We start from the raw sequence: 18,175 nt of genomic DNA, 5'->3' as shown, positions 1-18,175 counted from the left end.
ACCATGTGTTGGCATCAAAACCGATATCCGACGAGAAGCATCCCCGAGGGCTGGACCTTCTCGACCACAACAGGGCTGTCGGCGGCGTCACCCAAGAGAATGCCGACCCCCGCCTGGCCGCGCACCATCCAGTTCTGATTGAGCATATATGTGGCGGAAATCGAAAAATCGGCGCGCTTTAACCCGGCGCCGGCATCATAGCGCGCCAACCCCGAGCGGGCCGATTGTTCCGGCGTGACGCCAAAGTAGGCCTGCATGTATTTTTCGTCGGCGAAGATGACCGATGCCCCGGCGCCGACGATCAACGATTGCGACAGCGGCCGGGTCACCTCGATCCCGATCGTGCCCTCCATGCCATCGCTGCCGCCGATGGTCTTGTCCAACTGTGCGAAGATTTCCGCCGGACCGAACTTCATCGCGGCCTTCGCGCCGACGATCGCGCCCATGTCGACATCGCCCAGGCCGCGCAGGTGATCGGCATCGTCTTCCTTGCGGCCCATGTCATAGCCAAGCCGCGCACTGAATTCGAACGGCCCTTGTTCATAGAGGGCGATGTTGGCGCCCGTCGGGTCGATCCTCACCGTGTCGAGGAATGTCGCCGATACGAAGGGCACCGGCATGACCTTGAACTCGTTGCTACCCTCATATTTGGGGACGATGATGGCGCCGCCGCCAAGGACGACATGCCAGTCGGCCAGTTTCTGTTCGAAGCGCCCGAAACGCGAAGGCTCGGGCGGCGGGGTCAAGTCTTCTTCGGTATCGACGGCAATAGCGTCCGCCGCCAGAACGATTTCCGGATGCGTTGAAAACAGGATTGTCATCGCCGCGAGAGAGGCTCGGCCGGCGAACATTCCAGACACGATTTTGAACATGCATGCTCCAGAGCAGCGAGGCAGTAAGTGCCCCTGATGCTCGGACTATTTCAAATGAAAGTGGCTGCATGCGTGAAGTGATGTTAAGTTTTGTTGCGCAATCTTGGCCTGATCTTGGCTCCATGCGCGCGGCTCTGGTTGCCGCGCACGCCCCAAGCGCGGGAGCTCAATCGACGACTTCTGCTTCCAGATCGTCCCCTTGCCTCCGGCCACCGTCAGAGCGGCGAAATGCTCGGTAGCGGCCGGGCGATAGGCCGTGATGTCGATGGAACAGCTTCGAAAACGCGGCCGCGGTCTCATAGCCGACACGGGCCGCAATCCGTGCAATCCCCTCGTCGCTGGTTTCGAGCAGAAAAGCGGCCTCCGACATCCGGCGTGAGATCAGATAACGGTACATGGGCTCGCCAACGAGCTTGGTGAAGCGAGCCGAAAACGCCGACCGACCAAGTCCCACGCTTTGCCCGAGCTCGCCAATCGTCCAGGGCCGATCCGGTCGTTCGTGGATCAACTGAAGTGCCGGTCCTATGTGCGGATCCGCCATCGCCCCCAGCCACCCGCCTTCTCCGGGGCCGAGCGACTTGATCCAGCTCCGCAACACCTCAACGAAGAGCACTTCAGTCAGACGCGAGAGCGCGACGCCTTGTCCGGGACGCTCGAACGCTGCCTCGCTCACCATGCGTTGTAGAATCGCCTCGAGCCATCCACCGTCTTCCGTCGGTTTCAGCAGAAGCAGGGGCGGAAGCAATTCCAAAACGCTGCCGCGCGAGGGCCGTGCCACTGTGAAATTACCACAAATCATCGTCGCAAGCGGCTGCGCGCTGTCTCCGTGACGAACGATGCCAAGACGCCCGGCTAGCCGATCGATATCGACAATCGGTAACGGCTCTGTCCGGCTATCCGAGTAGATCACATGAGGCTCGCCACGCGTGACGACAACAAAGTCGCCCTCGGTCATGTGGAGTTCTCCCCCCTGATCGAGCGCGAGGGTGGCTGAGCCACGACTGAGATAATGGAACAGGGCGTATGGGCGCGCTGGCAATGCCAGATTCCATGGATGGCCGAGCTCGAAGTGGAAGAGCAGGGTGCCACCGAGGCGGACGCGATCAAGCACTTGGGCGAGGATGTCCATCCCCCGATGCTAATACGACGGACGGTCAGACACAATATTCGGACGATTGATGCCTAACGTCCGAATGCCCCACGTACTAACTGATCCCAAGTCGAGCCAACAGGTCGCGGAGCAAACCCGCAAACGGCAGATGGAAGAACCGCGACTTGTGCCGACACATCTGTCCTTTCCCGGACCCGCGTCGTCCGTATCTCAACAGGAGCACCAATGCGAAATCTTCTCCTCTCGGTCGCCACCGTCCTCATGGCCGGAGCAACAGTTGCCGCCCCCGCCCAATCAGCTCAACTGCCCAAGGGGGCGGCTCACAATATCGTGCTCGTCCATGGCGCTTTCGTAGACCAGACGAGTTGGAAGCCGGTTGCCGATATCCTCACGAAGAAGGGCTACAACGTAACGCTCGTCGAAAACCCGCTCACCTCCCTCGCGGCGGACGTCGATGCCACCAAACAGGCGCTCGCCAAACAGGACGGCAAGACCGTTCTCGTTGGCCACTCCTGGGGCGGTGTGGTCATCACGCAGGCAGGTGAAGATCCCAAGGTGTCGGCGCTCGTCTATGTCTCCGCATTCGCGCCCGACGTGGGAGAATCCCTGGCGAGCCTGGCCAAGAGCGGTCCGGCAACCGAAGGCGGCGCGGCGATTCATCCCGACGAAAAGGGCAACCTCTACATCGATCCCAAAGTATTTCCTTCGGCAGTCGCGGCCGATCTTCCTCCTGAGATCGCCGAATCCCTGGCAAACCATCAGCTGCCGTTGAACCACACGGCGTTCGAGGCTCCCGTCGATACGGCAGCCTGGCACGACAAGCCGACATTCTATGTGATCAGCACGAAGGACAAGGTCATTGCACCCGAGGTCCAGAAGATCTTCGCTACCAGAATGAAGGCCCATACGACGGAGGTCGCCGGCAGCCACGCCTCCCTGGTCGTCCACGCCAAGGAAGTCGCCGCGGTGATTGAAAAGGCCGCACTCGTGAAGTGACGATACCGCTCCCGGCACTTTCGTGCCGGGAGCAACCACCCGTGCTCGACCGGCTACGAAATGCCTTGGGCCGCGAGCGGCTCAAACTTGGCCAAAACCGCACCAGCTACTCGATTATTTATGCCAAGCATCCGGAGGATGACATGACTGAACTCGACACCGCGAGCCAGAACGCCGCCACTCTAGAAACGGCGCCCACCCTTTACATCGAAGGCGGCGGAATCCGCTTCGCCTATCGCCGCCTCGGCCCATCGACCGGAACGCCGCTGGTTCTCCTGCAGCATTTCTCGGGCAACATCGATGCGTGGGACCCCGCCGTCGTCAATGCCCTGGCCACCGATCGACCGGTGGTCGTTTTCGACAATGCCGGGGTCGGCCGCTCGACAGGCCAAACGCCCGACAACATCGCGGCGATGGCCGCAGACGCGGTCGCCTTTATCAACCTGCTCGGCCTCTCCCAAGTCGACCTGCTGGGCTTTTCCCTCGGCGGCTTCATCGCGCAGCAGATCGCCGCCGAGCACACAACGCTGGTGCGCAAGCTCATCCTCGTCGGCACCGCTCCGAAAGGCGGAGAGGAACATCTGTTGGCGGTTCTGCAGGACGCGTTTTCCCAAACCGACGCGCCGGACCCCCGCCTGCCGCTGTTCTTCACGAAGTCGTCCGCCAGCCAGTCGGCCGGCCTGGCGTTCCTGAAGCGGGCGAAGGCGCGCGGGGAAGATCGGGACACCGATAATGGCGGCGCGGTGACGGATCCACAGGCCAAGGCGCTTATTACCTGGTGCGCCACACCTGATCCCGAGCACGCTATTCTGCGCGCCATCCATCAGCCCGCCCTTGTGGTCAGCGGCAGCCACGATACCATGCTGCCGGCGGACAACGCCTATGCAATGTTCAAGGCTCTAAGCAACGCTCAGCTGGTCCTCTATCCCGATTCCGGCCACGGCGCCCTGTTTCAGTACCACGAATTGTTCGTCAGCCACGTCCGGACCTTCCTGGAAGCGTAATCAGCGGTGGTCACGGCGCGATCGGTCGCCCCTTTATTCCTGAGAGCTGTTGCGGAGAAAGAAATGACAATCGCAAAGGTCGAGGTTGAGCGTTTCAGCCTGACGTGTTCCAAACCATTCGACGCCGTTGTGGCCGCGCTCAAGTCAGCGGTCGGGCAACCTGACATGGTCGAATTTTTCAAGGCGACGAGGGCTGCAAATTCCTTCTCGGATTTGGAGCGCGTTGTGCAAAGCGGCCTCGGCCGAACAGGTCTCATGCTCTTCGCGGAATTCGACTTGGGCGCCATTCTGCGCCGCGAAACTGGAACCGAGACTCCCAAGAGCATGCGGTTCCTGGTGGGCAATCCACTCATCATGAAAGAAATGGTCAAGCACGTTCCCGATGCTGGATCTTACGCTCCAGTCACAGTCCTTGTTGATGAACGTCTCGATGGCGTTCATGTCTCCTACGACAAAATGGAGAGTTGTCTGCTCCCTTATGGCAGTTTGGAGGCCCTTGCCGTCGCTCGCGATCTTGATGCGAAAATCACAACCTTGCTGCGCGAATGCGCGCACTAGGCGCATGGTGACGCTTCAAGCGGCAGGTTACGCCCACGTATTTGGCCATGACATAGCATTGGCGCTGCTGCCGCTGGGCTTGGAACGCCCGGTACGGCGCTGGAGGTTTCAATTCTCGGCGAGCGGCGCCCGGCAAGGGTGATCGCCGACTCTCCTTATGACACGGAACGATCGCGCGGGCGTGTGTGAAGGACACCGCCAGCGTGGAGAGACCCTGAAATCAGGCCGCCTTCTTCATCCTTGCCAGCGTATCGGCCACCACCTCGCCAAATGATGACGGCGTCGGCACGATGATGACGCCGGCCTCCTTCAGGATTTCGACCTTCTCCTGCGCCGATTCGCCGAAGGCGGAGATGATGGCGCCGGCATGGCCCATGCGTCGGCCCTTCGGGGCGGAAAGTCCGGCAATGTAGGCGATCAGCGGCTTCCTCATATTGTCGCGCGCCCAGACGGCGGCTTCCGCCTCCTGCGGTCCGCCGATCTCGCCGATCATCACCACGGCGTCGGTCTCGTCGTCCTGCTCGAACAGCTTCAGAATGTCCTTGAAGGAGGAGCCGTTGATCGGGTCGCCGCCGATGCCGACGCTGGTCGACACACCGATGCCGAGCGCCTTCATCTGCGAGGCCGCCTCGTAGCCTAGCGTGCCGGAGCGTCCGACGATGCCGATGCGGCCGGGTAGGTAGATGTTGCCGGGCATGATGCCCATCAGCGCCTGGCCTGGCGTGATGACGCCGGCGCAGTTCGGGCCGATCAGCCGCATGCGGTCTTCGAAGCGGTAGCGGCGCATGTAGCGCTTGACCTGCATCATGTCCTGCGAGGGGATGCCGTCGGTGATGCAGATGCAGAGTTTTATCCCAGCGTCCGCCGCTTCCATGATCGAATCGGCGGCGAAGGGCGGCGGCACGAAGACGATGCTCGCCTCGGCGCGGGTCTCGCGCACCGCGCCCTTGACCGTGTTGAAGACGGGCAGGCCGAGATGCTTCTGGCCGCCCTTGCCAGGGGTGACGCCGCCGACCAGCTTGGTGCCGTAGCGTTTCATGTCCTCGGCGTGGAAGCTGCCGATCTTGCCGGTGAACCCCTGGACGATGACGCGGGTGCTGCGGTTGAGCAGGATTGCCATTTTTTCGACCTCCCTCAGGCTGCTTTTTTCTTGGCGGCCGCGCGCCATGCGGCGACGGCTTTTTCGGCGGCTTCGGCCAGCGTGTCGGCGACGATCACCGCCTCGCCGGAATCGGCCAGGATGCGGCGTCCTTCCTCGGCCTTGGTGCCGGAGAGCCGCACCACCAAGGGCACGTTGACGCCGACCTCGCGGATCGCCTTGACGACGCCTTCGGCGACCCAGTCGCAGCGGTTGATGCCGGCGAAGATGTTGACCAGGATGGTCTCGACATTCTTGTCGCCGAGCACGGCGCGGAACGATTTCGCCACCCGCTCGGGCGAGGCACCGCCGCCGATGTCGAGGAAGTTCGCCGGCTCGCCGCCGGCGATCTTGATCATGTCCATCGTCGCCATGGCGAGGCCCGCGCCATTGATGATGCAGCCGATGTTGCCGTCGAGGCCGACATAGGAGAGGCCGCGATCGCTGGCGAAGGTTTCGCGCGGGTCTTCCTGGCTCTTGTCGCGCAGTTCGGAGATTTCCGGCCGCCGGAACAGCGCGTTCTCGTCGAACGACATCTTGGCGTCGAGCGCGATCAGATTGCCGTCGCGGGTCACCACCAGCGGATTGATCTCCAGCATGGAAGCGTCGTAGTCGCGAAACACCTGGTAGCAGCTGAAGATGGTCTCGGTCGCCTTGCCGATCAAATCGTGGTCGAGGCCGAGCCCGAAGGCGATCTCGCGCGCCTGGAACCGCTGCATGCCGACGCCGGGATCGACCGATGTGCGCAGGATGGAATCGGGCGCCTTCTCGACGATGTCCTCGATCTCCATGCCGCCGGCGGCCGACGCCACGATCATGACGCGCTCTTCCTTGCGGTCGAGGACGAAGCCGACATAGAGTTCCTGCGCGATGTCGACGGCTTCCTCGAGATAGAGCCTGGAGATCAGCTTGCCGCGTGGGCCGGTCTGCTGCGTCACCAGCTTGCGTCCCAACATCGCTTCGGCGGCACTCGAGATCTCCTCGTCATTGGCGCACAGCTTGATGCCGCCGGCCTTGCCGCGCGCGCCGGAATGCACCTGCGCCTTCAGCACCCATTTGCCGCCGCCGATCTCGCGCGCCCGGTAGGTCGCCTGTTCGGGGCTGTAGGCCAGCCCGCCGCGCGGCACATGCACGCCGTGCCGTGCCAACAGTTCCTTGGCCTGATATTCGTGGATATCCATGTTGTCCTCCCTGAACAGTCAAAGTGCTGCGACGCGCGGCTCTCTTTGGCTAAGTTGGCCTGCGCGCTCGATCGCTTCGTTGACCACCAATACGTTTCTGGCCATGCGTTCCGACGCGGCGTCGATCATCTTGCCGTCGAGCTCGGCCGCTCCCTTGCCCTGCGCCTCGGCTTCCTTCAGCACTTCGAGGATGCGCCTGGCGCGCGTGACCTCTTTTTCCGGCGGCGAGAAGACGTCGTTGGCGAGTGCGATCTGCGAGGGATGGATCGCCCATTTGCCTTCGATCCCGAGTGCCGCGGCGCGCCTGGCGCCAGCGATGTAGCCTTCGGGATCGGAGAAATCGCCGAACGGCCCGTCGATGGCGCGAAGCCCATAGGCGCGGCAGGCGACGGTCATCCGCGACAGCGCGAAATGCCACTGGTCGCCGGGATAGTCGGGGTTGAGGCCGCCGATGTTGACGGTGCGCGCCTTGCAGCTCGCCGCATAGTCGGCGACGCCGAAATGCATGGCTTCCAGCCGTCCAGGCGTGGCGGCGATGGCCTCGACATTGGCCATGCCGAGCGCGGTTTCGATCAGCGCTTCGAGACCGACACGCGTCTTGAAGCCCTTGGCCATCTCGATCTGGTTGACCATGGCCTCGACCATATAGAGGTCGGCCGACACGCCGACCTTTGGCACCAAAATGGTGTCCAGCCGGTCGCCTGCCTGTTCCATCACGTCGACCACGTCGCGGTACATGTAGTGGGTATCCAGCCCGTTGATGCGCACCGAGACGGTCTTGCCCTTGGCGCGCCAGTCGATGTCGTTGAGCGCCTGGATGATGTTCCTGCGGGCGCGTTCCTTGTCGGGCGGCGCGACCGCGTCCTCGATGTCGAGGAAGACGAAGTCGGCGGCGCTGTTGGCCGCCTTGTCGATCATCTCGGGGCTGGAGCCGGGAACCGCCAGTTCGCTGCGCTGCAGCCTCAGTTTCTTCAAATGGTTGATGGTGTGGCTCATCGTCGGTTCCCTCTCACGCCGCTTCAGCGACCGGCACCGCGGCCGAGGCGCGAAAATGCTGGATGGCGGCGCCGACGCCGGAGCCGGGCGCCAGCCGCACGCCGCAATCGAGCAGCGCCATTTCGGCCGCCGACAGCGAGGCCAGCACCATCACCTCGTTCAACCAACCGAGATGGCCGATGCGGAAGACCTTGCCGAACACCTTGTTGAGACCGCCGCCGAGCGAGGTCCGGTAGGTCTGGTAGGCACGCTTGACGACGTCGCCGCTGTCGATGCCTTCCGGCACCAGGATGGCGCTGACCGTGTCGGAATGCCATTTCGGCGCTCTGGCGCAGAGTTTCAGGCCCCAGGCGTCGACCGCCTTGCGCACGCCTTCGGCAAGCCGATGGTGACGGGCGAAGACGGTATCCAGCCCTTCCTCGGCGATCAGGTCGAGTGAGGCGCGCAAGCCGCGCAGCAGCTGCGTCGCCGGCGTGTAGGGGAAATAGCCGGCGTCGTTGGCGCGGATCATGTCCTCGAAGGAGAAGAAGCAGCGCCGGTGGGTCGCGGTTCTGGAAGCGACAAGCGCTTTCCTGCTCACCGACAGGAAACCGAGGCCGGCGGGCAGCATGAAACCCTTCTGCGAGCCGCTGACGGCGCAGTCGACGCCCCATTCTTCCTGGCGGAAGTCGATCGAGCCGATCGACGACACGCCGTCGACGAAGAGCAGGGCAGGGTGGTTGGCCTCATCGAGCGCGGCGCGGCAGCCGGCGACGTCGCTGGTGACACCGGTCGCGGTCTCGTTCTGCGTGCAGAAGACGGCCTTGATGCGGTGCGTCTTGTCGGCCTTCAGCCTCTCCGCATAGAGTTCGAGCGGGACGCCGGTTCCCCATTCGCAGTCGATGACGTCGACCTCGAAACCCAGCCGCTCGGCCATGTCGACCCACAGATGCGAGAACTGGCCGAAGCGCGACATCAGCACGCGGTCGCCGGGGCTGAGCACATTGGTCATCGCCGCTTCCCAGGCGCCGGTGCCCGAGGACGGATAGATGAAGACGCGGCCGGTCTCGTTCTTGAAGACGCGTTTGATGTCCTCGAACAGCGGCAAGGTGAGATCGGGGAAGGATGCGGCGCGCATGTCCTCCATCGGCAGGTTCATCGCTTGCCGGACCTGTTCGGGGATGTTGGTTGGCCCGGGAATGAAAAGATGGGTGAAACCGGCCATGGTGCGAACTCCTCCTGATCCAGCAAAGCGGTGATGGGGAGTTTCGTTTCGACGGCCAATACCGACAACACCTTGGCGGGTAACATCTCGCCGCGCGCGGGTGGGGTGGGCCTACCCGGTAGGCCTACCCGCTTGCCTTAGCCGAAAGGCTGCTTCTGGGTGCGCCTCTCGCGTGAATAGAGCGCGACGGCCATCGCCCGGTTGCGGACGTCGAGCTTGTCGTAGAGATTCTTGAGGTGGTACTTCACCGTGTTCTCGGAAATGCCGGTCCGTGTCGCGATCTGCAGATTGGTCCAGCCGTCGGAAAGCACCGCCAGCAGCTCGCGCTCGCGGACCGTGAGCTGCGCCAAGGGCGTGTCGTTGACCTTGTTGATGTCGATGTAAGGGATGCAGATGCGGCCATGCGCGACCGCCAGGATCGTCTCGAAGATGATATGCGGATCGTCGAACTGGAAGCAGTAGCCCTGCGCCCCGAGCCGCACGCACTGCTTCAGGATGCCGATGTCATGGTCGTTTGAAAACACGGCGATGCGCACGGGGAGCTTGCTGGCCTGAATTTCGGCCAGGACATCGGCGCCGTCCATGTCGGCGAGCTTCCAGCCGATGACGGCGACGTCGAATTCGCGTGCCGTCGCCAGTTCCAGGAAATGCTTGCCGCTCTGCACCGATGCCAGGAGTTCGAAACGCCCGTCGCATTCCAGCATTTCGCGCAGGGCCGATATGACGAGCGGATTGCGTTCGGCGACGACAACGCGAACGCGCCGGTCGCCAACTGCCTTGCTCGTTTTCCCGGGCTTGCTGTTCAAGGGCGGTTTTTGTCCTGGGCTGATCGTGCCGCAACTCGGAGGCCAGGCTTCAAGCCGGACCCGTATCATGACAATTCTGCCGCAATCGCGCCGGGGTGCTCTTTCCCCAGCGACATCGGCTGTCGCGCCGTCTGAAGCCGGGATTCGCTGGTTTTGATGGGATAGGCATTGCCAGGTCGGGCATCGGCGATGTGCTCGCCGGGTGGCGTGGAACAAGCGTTTCGTTTGATATTCCGTGCCTTAGGGCGATAAGTTCTCAAATCGAATCGCGTCTTCAAGCGAGATGCAACGGATTTCCGCGAAACCGGTTTTCGCTTTAAGGTTCGATGCTCTAGACCTAAGACAGAATTTTTCGGGACGGCGGGAGGCGCTGATGGAGGACAAGCAGACGACCTCCGCCAAGGCGGCTGACGACATCCACGCCGACATCTATGGCGAGGATGGCGCAGTTCTTTCGTCCTTCCTTGCCCAGATCGGGGCCGCGATCGCCGACCGCGATACGCGGACCCTCAAGCATGAAGTCGACCACCTGCATCAGTCGGAACTCGGCGACCTGATCGAGGCGCTGCATCCCGAGCAGCGGCGGACCCTTGTCGAGCTCCTGGGTGCCGATTTCGACTTTTCCGCGCTGACCGAGGTCGACGAGGCGATCCGCATGGAGATCGTCGATCAGCTGCCCAATGCGCAGATCGCGCAGGCGGTGCAGGAACTCGATTCCGACGACGCGGTCTACATCCTCGAAGACCTCGAGAAGGAAGACCAGGACGAGATCCTGTCGCAATTGCCGTTCACCGAGCGGATCAGGCTGCGCCGCTCGCTCGACTATCCGGAGGAGACCGCCGGGCGGCGCATGCAGACCGAGTTCGTCGCGGTGCCGCCGTTCTGGACCATCGGCCAGACCATCGACTACATGCGCGAGGACAAGAACCTTCCCGACCGCTTCAGCCAGATCTTCGTCATCGATCCGAGCTTCAAGCTGCTCGGCGCCATCGACCTCGACCAGATCCTGCGCACCAAGCGCACGGTCAAGGTCGAGGAGGTGATGCACGAGACCCGCCATGCCATCCCGGCCACCATGGACCAGGAAGAGGCGGCGCGGGAATTCGAACAGTATGACCTTCTGTCCGCCGCCGTCGTCGACGAGAACGAGCGACTGGTCGGCGTGCTGACCATCGACGATGTCGTCGACGTCATCCAGCAGGAAGCCGAGGAAGATCTGCTGCGCATGGGCGGCGTCGGCGACGAAGAGCTTTCCGACAGCATCCTTTCGACCTCGCGGTCGCGCGTTCCCTGGCTGCTGGTCAACCTCGTGACCGCATTCCTGGCGGCTTCGGTGATCGGCCTGTTCGATCACACGATCGAGCGGATCGTGGCGCTTGCCGTGCTGATGCCGATCGTGGCCGGCATGGGCGGCAATGCCGGTTCGCAGACCATGACCGTCACCGTGCGTGCGCTGGCGACCAGGGATCTGGACATCTACAATGCCGGCCGCATCATCCGCCGCGAAATGGGGGTGGGCTTCATCAACGGCATCGTTTTCGCCATCCTGATCGGCATCGTCGCGGCCGCCTGGTTCCACGATGCCAATCTGGGCGGCATCATCGCTGCGGCGATGATCATCAACATGTTCGTCGCCGCACTCGCCGGCATCCTGATCCCGCTGCTGCTCGACCGGTTCAAGATCGATCCGGCGGTGGCGTCGGCGGTCTTCGTCACCACGGTCACCGATGTCGTTGGTTTTTTTGCCTTCCTCGGCCTTGCCACTTGGTGGTTCGGCGTCCGCTAAAAGCGCGTCGCCACGAAACAGAAGGCAGCCGGCACTGTCAGCTTGCAGACCTGTCGGCCGATCTCCTCCTATCGCGAATGGCTTGCCCGTGCGCTGGCAATTCGCGTGACTGGCGTGCCGCGCGCAGGAAGTATCGCTCTGGAATCGTTTCCTAGGCCATACGCCGGCTTCAAATCCTCCAGCAGCAGCGGTTTGCCGAAATAATAGCCTTGCGCGCAGCTTATCCGGGTTGCGGCCAGCAGATAGGTGAGTTCCTCAAAGGTCTCGACCCCCTCCACTATGACAGACATGCCGAGCAACTGGCCAAGCGATTCAATCGCTTTGAGAATGGATTGGCTTCGCGGGCGCCTATGAACGTCGGTAATAAAGGAGCGATCCACCTTGATTTCGTCGGCCGTGATGTCGGCTAGCGCCGACAGCGAGGAATAGCCGACGCCGAAATCGTCGATCGAAACCCGGGCGCCTATCTCGCGAATCATCGGCAGGATACAATCCTGGAAGTTGCTCTTTGCGAGAAAGGCTTCCTCGGTCAGTTCCAGCATGAAGCGATCGGGATATCCGGTTGCATCGATGGAATCGATAAGCGAGCGCATGAACCGCGGATCGCCTGCCTGTTTTGCCGCTACGTTGATGCTGATCGACGCCTCATGCCCGAATGCCTCATTGATCCGATCGACCGAGTCGATGGTCTCGGTCAGGATCAGATGCGTCACCTCGTTCATGAGCCCCAGTTCAAGCGCAAGCTCGATGAAATCTCCCGGCGCCTGGATAACTCCGTCCTCGTCGCGCCATCTCAACAGAACCTCGACACCGACGGTCGTTCCAGAACGGAAATCGACTTTCGGCTGATAGGCGCAGCACAGGCGCTTGTCGCGAATGGCGAAGCGCAGACGCTGTTCGAGCCGCGTTCTCTCGGCAATGGCGTGCTCCATGCTCCGATCGAAGAATTTCACGCTGCCCTTGGCGCTGCCCTTGCTCCGGTACATCGCGCTATCGGCATTCGTGCGCAGAAGGTCAAAGGTCGTTCCGTCCTTCGGATAAAGGCTGACGCCGATCGACGCCGATGAAAAGATTTCGAAACCATCCGCATAGAACGGTTCCTTGAGGCTCTGCGATACCCGCTCGATGTCGCTCGCCAGTTCTTCCATCGTCCCGACTGGAGATATCAGCAGCACAAACTCGTCGCCGCCTATGCGCACGAGCATATCGGTCGGGCGTAGGTATCCCGAGAGACGCGTTGCAATCTTACCGAGAAGCAAGTCTCCAACCGTATGGCCATAATAGTCGTTGATGTGCTTGAAGCCGTCGAGATCGATGAAAGCCAAGGCAAACGGAGCACTGTCCGCGCCGATCAAGTCGGTAAAACTGCGCTCCATGAGGGCGCGGTTCGGCAGACCGGTCAGCTCGTCGAAAAAGGCCTGCTGGAACAGGTCATTCTCAAGTTCGCACTGGTCGGTAACGTCAAGCGACAGGGCTACGGTCAGGGGCGCTTCCTGATCGGCAACGTCGAAACGCAACGTGCGGATAACCCGGCCATCTACGATCAGATCCTTTGCCGGCGTGATATTACCCGCCGCGATCGTTCCCGCCCGGTTTGCGTAGACAATGTCGCCAGCCTGCGACAGGACAGTCAATCCGAAAGGTGCAGCTTGAAGAATGTCGGCGAGCGGTGGCTGTTTTTCGGCGACGGTCATCAATCAGTCCACTTCAATTCGATTTGAACATCGCGGCGAAGACATAGCTTGTCCGTAGGTTCCAAGGTGCGTTGCGTCCAAGGGATTGGTCGATGCACTTCAAGCCTTCGTTTTCATGCACGTGTTTCTCCAAAAATGCCGTTTGGCTTTGGATGCCATGCACTAGCGTCGCAGCAGTCGATAGCGTGCCTCTTCGATCCGGCGGGAGCCAGCCGAGGCTGGCGTTTCGTGCGCTTCCCCCGCGGCGTACGCTTCGGGAGGGGGTTCGTTCGGATACTCCGACTGCAGTTGGGGCGTTTCGAGAGCTGCTGGAGCATCGTCCATCCAGGCCGACCGGTTCGTCGTCGCTTCGCGCCAGCGATCGACAACCGACCTGACGAAATCGAAACGGCTCATGTTCGATTTTTCGTCCCGCAGGGGATTGGCCGAATCGCTGCGCGGTACCAGCCTCTCCGGCAATTCCTTGAAGGTCAGACGGGTCGGCAGCGGTACGGCTTCTCCAAAGCCGACGACCTCACCAGTTCCCAGAGACGGAACGAAAGCAAGCAGATCGGCCGCGGCGTCCGAAACGGCCGAGCGCAGCAAGGTTTGGTCCTGGTCGTTCGCCATGCGCATCGCAAACAGGGTGCTGCACTGGGAGATGATCGTCGGATCGAGCTCGGCGGGGCGTTGCGTCACGAGTCCGAGACACACACCATATTTGCGCCCTTCCTTGGCAATGCGTGACAAGGCCCGCCGTGCCGGACCAAAACCCAGCGAATGGTCGGCCGAGGCGTAACGATGGGCCTCTTCGCAGACCAAAAGCAACGGCATCGTGCCATCGCTCCACAAGCCGAAATCGAAAGCCAGCCGGGATACCACGCATACCACCGCGTCCACGACCTCCACCGGAAGACTCGCAAGCTGAAGGATGGTGATCGGACGGTCGTGTGATTCCAAACCGAACAAGTCGCTGAGCAAAGCCGCCATCGTATCGCCGCCGACATTCGCTCTCTCGAACATGAAGGCGTAGCGCGGATCATTCCTGATACTCTCGATGCGCAGCATCAGGCGGTTGTAGGTCATGCGCGAGGAGCGGTTCTCTAGCTTTCCCATCCGCTCGTCGATGAGCGACAGGAGATCCTGCAGGAGATAGGGAACCGGCGTATCGACGGTGAAACCCGAGATTCTCGAATCCTTCCTCTTCAAGGTCGACCGGGTCGCGGCCGCTCTGGAGTTGGAGTATGCGCCCTTTGCCATCGGGATGAGTTCGGCGAGTATCTCGGCCTGTTCGGGAACAACCGGCCGGCCGCCAAAGACAACGTCGGTGATCTCTTCAAAATTGAACAACCAGAACGGCAGTCTCAGAGTCCGGGCACTGACCACGTTGGCCTTGTCGCCAAAACACTTGCTATATTCGTTGTGACCGTCGAGCAGTAGTACCCGCATATTCGGCCGTGCTTTCATGAGCTCGCCGAGAATTACGGCAACACCACTCGACTTGCCAACACCGGTCGATCCGAGAACCGCGAAATGTTTGGTCAGGAGGCTGTCGACATCGACATAGGCGGGGATAGTCGGGTCCTGGTTGAGCTGGCCGATGCAAATCGCGCGCAAATCCGACGGCGCATAGATCAGTCGCAGCTCCTCATTGGATACAATCCTGGCAGCATCCCCGATTGCCGGGTATTCTCGGACGCCGCGCTTGAATTGCGATATGCCATCGGCGTTGCGGCAGATTTCGCCCACCAGATCAATTCGCGCGACGGACTTGTGGTTCGACGGATGCGTCTGTTCGGCCGAACCTCCCGAAACTTCCGTAATCATGCCGACAATCGTGTTCGATCCGGCATCGATCGTGAGAAACTTGCCGACGGTTGTCCGCTTGTCGACCTTCGTCGCGGGAACCGGCAGGCCAATGCGCGCTTCGGATCCGCGCACGGACAGAACCTGTCCGACTGACGTTGCCGAACCATCGCCGCTGGCGCGGGACGGAGAGAAAGAATTGTCAGTCAAGGCAAAAGGCCCCCCGCCGTCACGTCTCACAGATCACGGTGCCATGGAATCGTTTTTTACCGGTTATGTTTTTGTCTCACTTAGAATTGTGACTAACGAAGAATAAACGATCCCGGGAGCAGTTCCGGGCATTGTAGTGCCTGGCCCGGATGCCCGGTTTTTCGAACTCTTCACGGTGCAGCAAGGAGGCTTGCGCGTGGCGAGGGATCGTTACTGCTCCGGGCGGCCTCAATTGACTTTTACGTAAATGCCATGCGACGCTCGCGCGGGGTGCCGTGTCGATTCCGGCGCGGCAAGGGTTTGGTTCGGACGAAAGGCGACGCACGGCGATCGCCTGGGGTTCCGGCACGGAGTGACAATGCGGGAATATTATTCGATCACCGAACTGACCCGCGAATTCGACGTGTCGACGCGGACACTGCGTTTCTATGAAGACGAAGGGCTGGTGCAGCCGGTGCGGCGTGGCCGCACGCGGCTGTTTCGTCCCTCCGACCGCCACCTCATCCGGCAGATCATGCGGGGAAAACGGCTCGGCTTCTCGATCAACGAGATCCGCGAAATCATCCAGATGTACAAGGAGCCACCAGGCGAGGTCGGGCAACTCAAGCTGATGATCAAGCGGATCGAGGAAAAGCGCGAGGATCTCCGGCAAAAGCGCCGCGATCTCGAGGAGACGCTGGCCGAACTCGACCAGGCCGAGGAGTCCTGTGTGGAGCGGCTGGTGGAACTTGGGGTCAATACCTGAGGGGCCAGATTCTATCGCGCGTTTGAGCGACAAACGTTCGTGATTGGCCGGAGCGTTTCGAACTTCGTCATCCTCGGGTCTGCGCTGCGTCGCTGCGCTCCTTGCTCCGCCCGTGGATGACGACGGGATAGGCGTTCGGCCAATCGCCGAGGTATGCCGCCCCATCGGCCAAGAGCTGTCAAAATCTGTGCGCCGCGGAATACAGGCCCCGGCTCAAATCCAGCGTCGCACTCTCTTTGCGTAATCCCGGTATTTCTTGCCGAACTTCGCGGCCAGCACCTTTTCCTCGCCCTCGATGGCGATCTTCTGCGTGGCGAAAGCCGCGATGAACGCCATCGGCAGAAACCAGACGATGCCTGTGACGAAGGCGACGCCGATCAACAGCAGCGTGTTGGCCAGATACATCGGGTTGCGGGTGATGCCGAAGGGGCCTGACGTGACGAGATGGTCGGGCACCGCGTTGGGATTGAGCGTCGTCTTGGCCCGGACCATCGTGCGGATCGCCGTGAACCAGAGTGCCGCGACGCCGAACAGCGCCACCCAGCCGGCGGCGAACAGGATGTCGCCCAGGAGGTCGCCAATCCAGGGCAGGGGATAGAGCATGCCGAGAGTGATGCTGATGGCGATGGCGGCGGTGTAGATCACCGGCGGCCACGGTATCCTCCCCGGCTTCGGTTGGCTGTCGGTCATTGCTGTCCCCCCTCGGTCATCTTGTCGTCGGTCTGGGCCGTGCAGGTGCCGGCCAGATCGCCCAGATGTGCCTTCCATTGCGCAGTCTGATCGTTGTTGTAGAGCCGATCAAGCGAGGATTCACCCTCCAGCGTGTCGAGCATGCAGCTACAATAGCTCGAACAGAACTTGGCGTCGCGCGACTGTTCGCACGAGATCTGGCAGGTTTTCAGGAAATTCACCTGAGGGGTTTCGACCTTGGCTGGCATCACCTGCGAGAACAGCCAGACGCAACCGATCAGCAGCGGCTGGTGGATCAGGTAGAAGGCGAGGCTGTGTCGGCCGATGAAGACCAGCGGATTGGCCCAGCGGCCGGCCGCCAGGCTTGCCAGGCGCGCCCGTATGCCGGAAGCGGAGGCAAGTTTCGCGACACCGATGCCGACAAGCACCGCGCCGAACCATGGAAACAGCGGCACATAGTCGTTGGAACGAGGATTGATCGCCGACAGGCCTATCCACCACAGCCAGGGATGATCCAGGGCCTCGAAGCGCTGATAGACCGGCGCCGCGATAACCAGTGCCGCCACAAGCAGGGTCAGCAACGCCGGCAGGCGCAGGAAGGCGAGGCCAAGCAGGCTGGCGAGCGCGATCTCGTGCAGGATGCCGAAAAAGATGAAGCCGTCCGGCGTTGCGATGCGGGTGACGACCGAGATGGCGACCGCGGCGCCGGCAACCATGGCGAACCGCTTCCAGAAACCGTTCCAGCGGATTTGCCGGCCATGGGCGAGGTACAGGCTGACGCCGACCAGGAACAGGAAGGTCGAAGCGATGCAGCGGGCGTAGATCTTCCACCAGCCGAACGCGGTGAGGCCGGGGTCGGTGTAGCCGAAGAACTCCAGATCCCAGGTGAAGTGGTAGCTCGCCATGGCGAGCAGCGCGATGCCGCGCAGGATGTCTATGGCGACGATGCGTTTTGGCTGATCCTGGACGGGTACGGTCGGCATGTCGATGGTCATGGTCTCGCGATCTGATTCAGCCCCGCCTTGAGGACTATCACGGTTGGCCGGGACAGAAGAAGACCGGGTTCCTCGGCACGGCGCCGCGTAGGCGCAGGCCTCGTCGGATGCCGCTTTGGGCCAGCGCCGGAAAGGCTTTGACCAACCCGCTTTTCACCGCCTGCGCGTCGGTTTCCTCTTAATGGCCCGGAAACGGCCAAGGCAGATTTGACCGGTGATTCTGCTTTGGGGAAGCAATGTCGACCCATGTGCGCCATCCGATCTGGCTCCCGGCCCTCAAGGCCGCGGATGCACGCACCTTCGCCTCGCTCTATGCGGTCGAATCCTTCGCGCGCGCCACGGTGTCGAGCGTCATCCCGATCCAGGCATACGAGATCCTTCACAACGAGCAGATGGTCTCGCTC

General features: G+C 61.8%; 16 protein-coding genes. 5 read left to right on the top strand and 11 right to left on the bottom strand.

Annotation, left to right across the window (positions count from 1 at the left end; genetic code table 11):
- Positions 1–14 precede the first annotated feature (14 nt).
- Entirely contained in the window at positions 15–872 is an 858-nt protein-coding gene (locus tag FJ978_RS28125; RefSeq protein ID WP_013894910.1) for a MipA/OmpV family protein, read from the bottom strand.
- Positions 873–1,038: 166 nt separating this feature from the next.
- Positions 1,039–2,001: an AraC family transcriptional regulator gene (locus FJ978_RS28120; RefSeq protein ID WP_140575880.1), complete on the bottom strand. Its 963-nt coding sequence runs from the start codon at positions 1,999–2,001 to the stop codon at positions 1,039–1,041.
- Positions 2,002–2,208: 207 nt separating this feature from the next.
- Between FJ978_RS28120 and FJ978_RS28115 the strand changes: the two genes are divergently transcribed.
- The 3 genes from FJ978_RS28115 (at position 2,209) to FJ978_RS28105 (ending at position 4,541) form a co-directional block, all read left to right on the top strand.
- Positions 2,209–2,979 (top strand): alpha/beta hydrolase, encoded by a 771-nt coding sequence (locus FJ978_RS28115; RefSeq protein WP_140575878.1) that lies wholly within the window; start codon positions 2,209–2,211, stop codon positions 2,977–2,979.
- A gap of 143 nt (positions 2,980–3,122) precedes the next feature.
- A complete protein-coding gene (locus FJ978_RS28110; protein WP_041164816.1) occupies positions 3,123–3,983 on the top strand; it encodes an alpha/beta hydrolase in 861 nt (286 codons plus the stop codon).
- Between the two features lie 63 nt (positions 3,984–4,046).
- Positions 4,047–4,541 (top strand): DUF302 domain-containing protein, encoded by a 495-nt coding sequence (locus tag FJ978_RS28105; RefSeq protein ID WP_140575876.1) that lies wholly within the window; start codon positions 4,047–4,049, stop codon positions 4,539–4,541.
- Positions 4,542–4,761: 220 nt separating this feature from the next.
- Here the strand turns inward: FJ978_RS28105 and sucD are convergent, their stop codons facing one another.
- From sucD to FJ978_RS28080, 5 genes are all read right to left on the bottom strand, one after another.
- A complete protein-coding gene (sucD, locus tag FJ978_RS28100) occupies positions 4,762–5,661 on the bottom strand; it encodes a succinate--CoA ligase subunit alpha (protein WP_140575874.1) in 900 nt (299 codons plus the stop codon).
- Between the two features lie 14 nt (positions 5,662–5,675).
- Positions 5,676–6,860, bottom strand: a complete 1,185-nt coding sequence (locus FJ978_RS28095; RefSeq protein ID WP_140575873.1) for a malate--CoA ligase subunit beta — start codon at positions 6,858–6,860, stop codon at positions 5,676–5,678.
- Positions 6,861–6,878: 18 nt separating this feature from the next.
- On the bottom strand, positions 6,879–7,856 hold the full coding sequence (locus tag FJ978_RS28090) for a CoA ester lyase (RefSeq protein WP_140575871.1): 978 nt from the start codon (positions 7,854–7,856) through the stop codon (positions 6,879–6,881).
- Between the two features lie 13 nt (positions 7,857–7,869).
- On the bottom strand, positions 7,870–9,060 hold the full coding sequence (locus tag FJ978_RS28085; RefSeq protein WP_140575870.1) for an aminotransferase class V-fold PLP-dependent enzyme: 1,191 nt from the start codon (positions 9,058–9,060) through the stop codon (positions 7,870–7,872).
- A gap of 137 nt (positions 9,061–9,197) precedes the next feature.
- Positions 9,198–9,866, bottom strand: coding sequence for a response regulator transcription factor (locus FJ978_RS28080; RefSeq protein ID WP_023779197.1), 669 nt, complete (start codon positions 9,864–9,866; stop codon positions 9,198–9,200).
- A gap of 373 nt (positions 9,867–10,239) precedes the next feature.
- Between FJ978_RS28080 and mgtE the strand changes: the two genes are divergently transcribed.
- Positions 10,240–11,652 (top strand): magnesium transporter, encoded by a 1,413-nt coding sequence (gene mgtE / locus FJ978_RS28075; protein WP_140575868.1) that lies wholly within the window; start codon positions 10,240–10,242, stop codon positions 11,650–11,652.
- A 68-nt stretch (positions 11,653–11,720) separates the two neighbouring features.
- Here mgtE and FJ978_RS28070 read toward each other — a convergent pair whose 3' ends face one another.
- Together FJ978_RS28070 and FJ978_RS28065 are read right to left on the bottom strand one after the other, a co-directional pair.
- A complete protein-coding gene (locus FJ978_RS28070; protein WP_140575866.1) occupies positions 11,721–13,346 on the bottom strand; it encodes an EAL domain-containing protein in 1,626 nt (541 codons plus the stop codon).
- A gap of 162 nt (positions 13,347–13,508) precedes the next feature.
- Positions 13,509–15,341, bottom strand: a complete 1,833-nt coding sequence (locus tag FJ978_RS28065; RefSeq protein ID WP_140575864.1) for an ATP-binding protein — start codon at positions 15,339–15,341, stop codon at positions 13,509–13,511.
- Between the two features lie 358 nt (positions 15,342–15,699).
- Between FJ978_RS28065 and FJ978_RS28060 the strand changes: the two genes are divergently transcribed.
- On the top strand, positions 15,700–16,086 hold the full coding sequence (locus FJ978_RS28060; RefSeq protein WP_006203215.1) for a MerR family DNA-binding transcriptional regulator: 387 nt from the start codon (positions 15,700–15,702) through the stop codon (positions 16,084–16,086).
- Positions 16,087–16,299: 213 nt separating this feature from the next.
- Here the strand turns inward: FJ978_RS28060 and FJ978_RS28055 are convergent, their stop codons facing one another.
- The gene (locus FJ978_RS28055; protein WP_140575862.1) at positions 16,300–16,776 is read right to left on the bottom strand and encodes an isoprenylcysteine carboxylmethyltransferase family protein; all 477 of its coding nucleotides are present in this window, start codon (positions 16,774–16,776) and stop codon (positions 16,300–16,302) included.
- Positions 16,773–17,771, bottom strand: a complete 999-nt coding sequence (locus FJ978_RS28050; RefSeq protein ID WP_140575860.1) for a DUF1624 domain-containing protein — start codon at positions 17,769–17,771, stop codon at positions 16,773–16,775. The genes FJ978_RS28055 and FJ978_RS28050 overlap by 4 nt, the downstream gene beginning before the upstream one ends.
- Positions 17,772–18,175 lie beyond the last annotated feature (404 nt).

The sequence above is a fragment of the Mesorhizobium sp. B1-1-7 genome (genome assembly GCF_006442705.1).
In the GTDB taxonomy this organism is placed as follows: domain Bacteria; phylum Pseudomonadota; class Alphaproteobacteria; order Rhizobiales; family Rhizobiaceae; genus Mesorhizobium; species Mesorhizobium opportunistum.
This window is presented reverse-complemented; position numbering and strand designations above follow the sequence as displayed.

Bases quoted from the DNA above. Each gene is read 5' to 3' on its own strand.
- FJ978_RS28120 (WP_140575880.1), bottom strand. From the start codon at position 2,001: ATGGACATCCTCGCCCAAGTGCTTGATCGCGTCCGCCTCGGTGGCACC.
- FJ978_RS28105 (WP_140575876.1), top strand. From the start codon at position 4,047: ATGACAATCGCAAAGGTCGAGGTTGAGCGTTTCAGCCTGACGTGTTCC.
- FJ978_RS28125 (WP_013894910.1), bottom strand. From the start codon at position 872: ATGTTCAAAATCGTGTCTGGAATGTTCGCCGGCCGAGCCTCTCTCGCG.
- FJ978_RS28055 (WP_140575862.1), bottom strand. From the start codon at position 16,776: ATGACCGACAGCCAACCGAAGCCGGGGAGGATACCGTGGCCGCCGGTG.
- FJ978_RS28070 (WP_140575866.1), bottom strand. From the start codon at position 13,346: ATGACCGTCGCCGAAAAACAGCCACCGCTCGCCGACATTCTTCAAGCT.
- sucD (WP_140575874.1), bottom strand. From the start codon at position 5,661: ATGGCAATCCTGCTCAACCGCAGCACCCGCGTCATCGTCCAGGGGTTC.
- FJ978_RS28095 (WP_140575873.1), bottom strand. From the start codon at position 6,860: ATGGATATCCACGAATATCAGGCCAAGGAACTGTTGGCACGGCACGGC.
- FJ978_RS28060 (WP_006203215.1), top strand. From the start codon at position 15,700: ATGCGGGAATATTATTCGATCACCGAACTGACCCGCGAATTCGACGTG.
- FJ978_RS28085 (WP_140575870.1), bottom strand. From the start codon at position 9,060: ATGGCCGGTTTCACCCATCTTTTCATTCCCGGGCCAACCAACATCCCC.
- mgtE (WP_140575868.1), top strand. From the start codon at position 10,240: ATGGAGGACAAGCAGACGACCTCCGCCAAGGCGGCTGACGACATCCAC.
- FJ978_RS28090 (WP_140575871.1), bottom strand. From the start codon at position 7,856: ATGAGCCACACCATCAACCATTTGAAGAAACTGAGGCTGCAGCGCAGC.
- FJ978_RS28115 (WP_140575878.1), top strand. From the start codon at position 2,209: ATGCGAAATCTTCTCCTCTCGGTCGCCACCGTCCTCATGGCCGGAGCA.
- FJ978_RS28050 (WP_140575860.1), bottom strand. From the start codon at position 17,771: ATGACCATCGACATGCCGACCGTACCCGTCCAGGATCAGCCAAAACGC.
- FJ978_RS28110 (WP_041164816.1), top strand. From the start codon at position 3,123: ATGACTGAACTCGACACCGCGAGCCAGAACGCCGCCACTCTAGAAACG.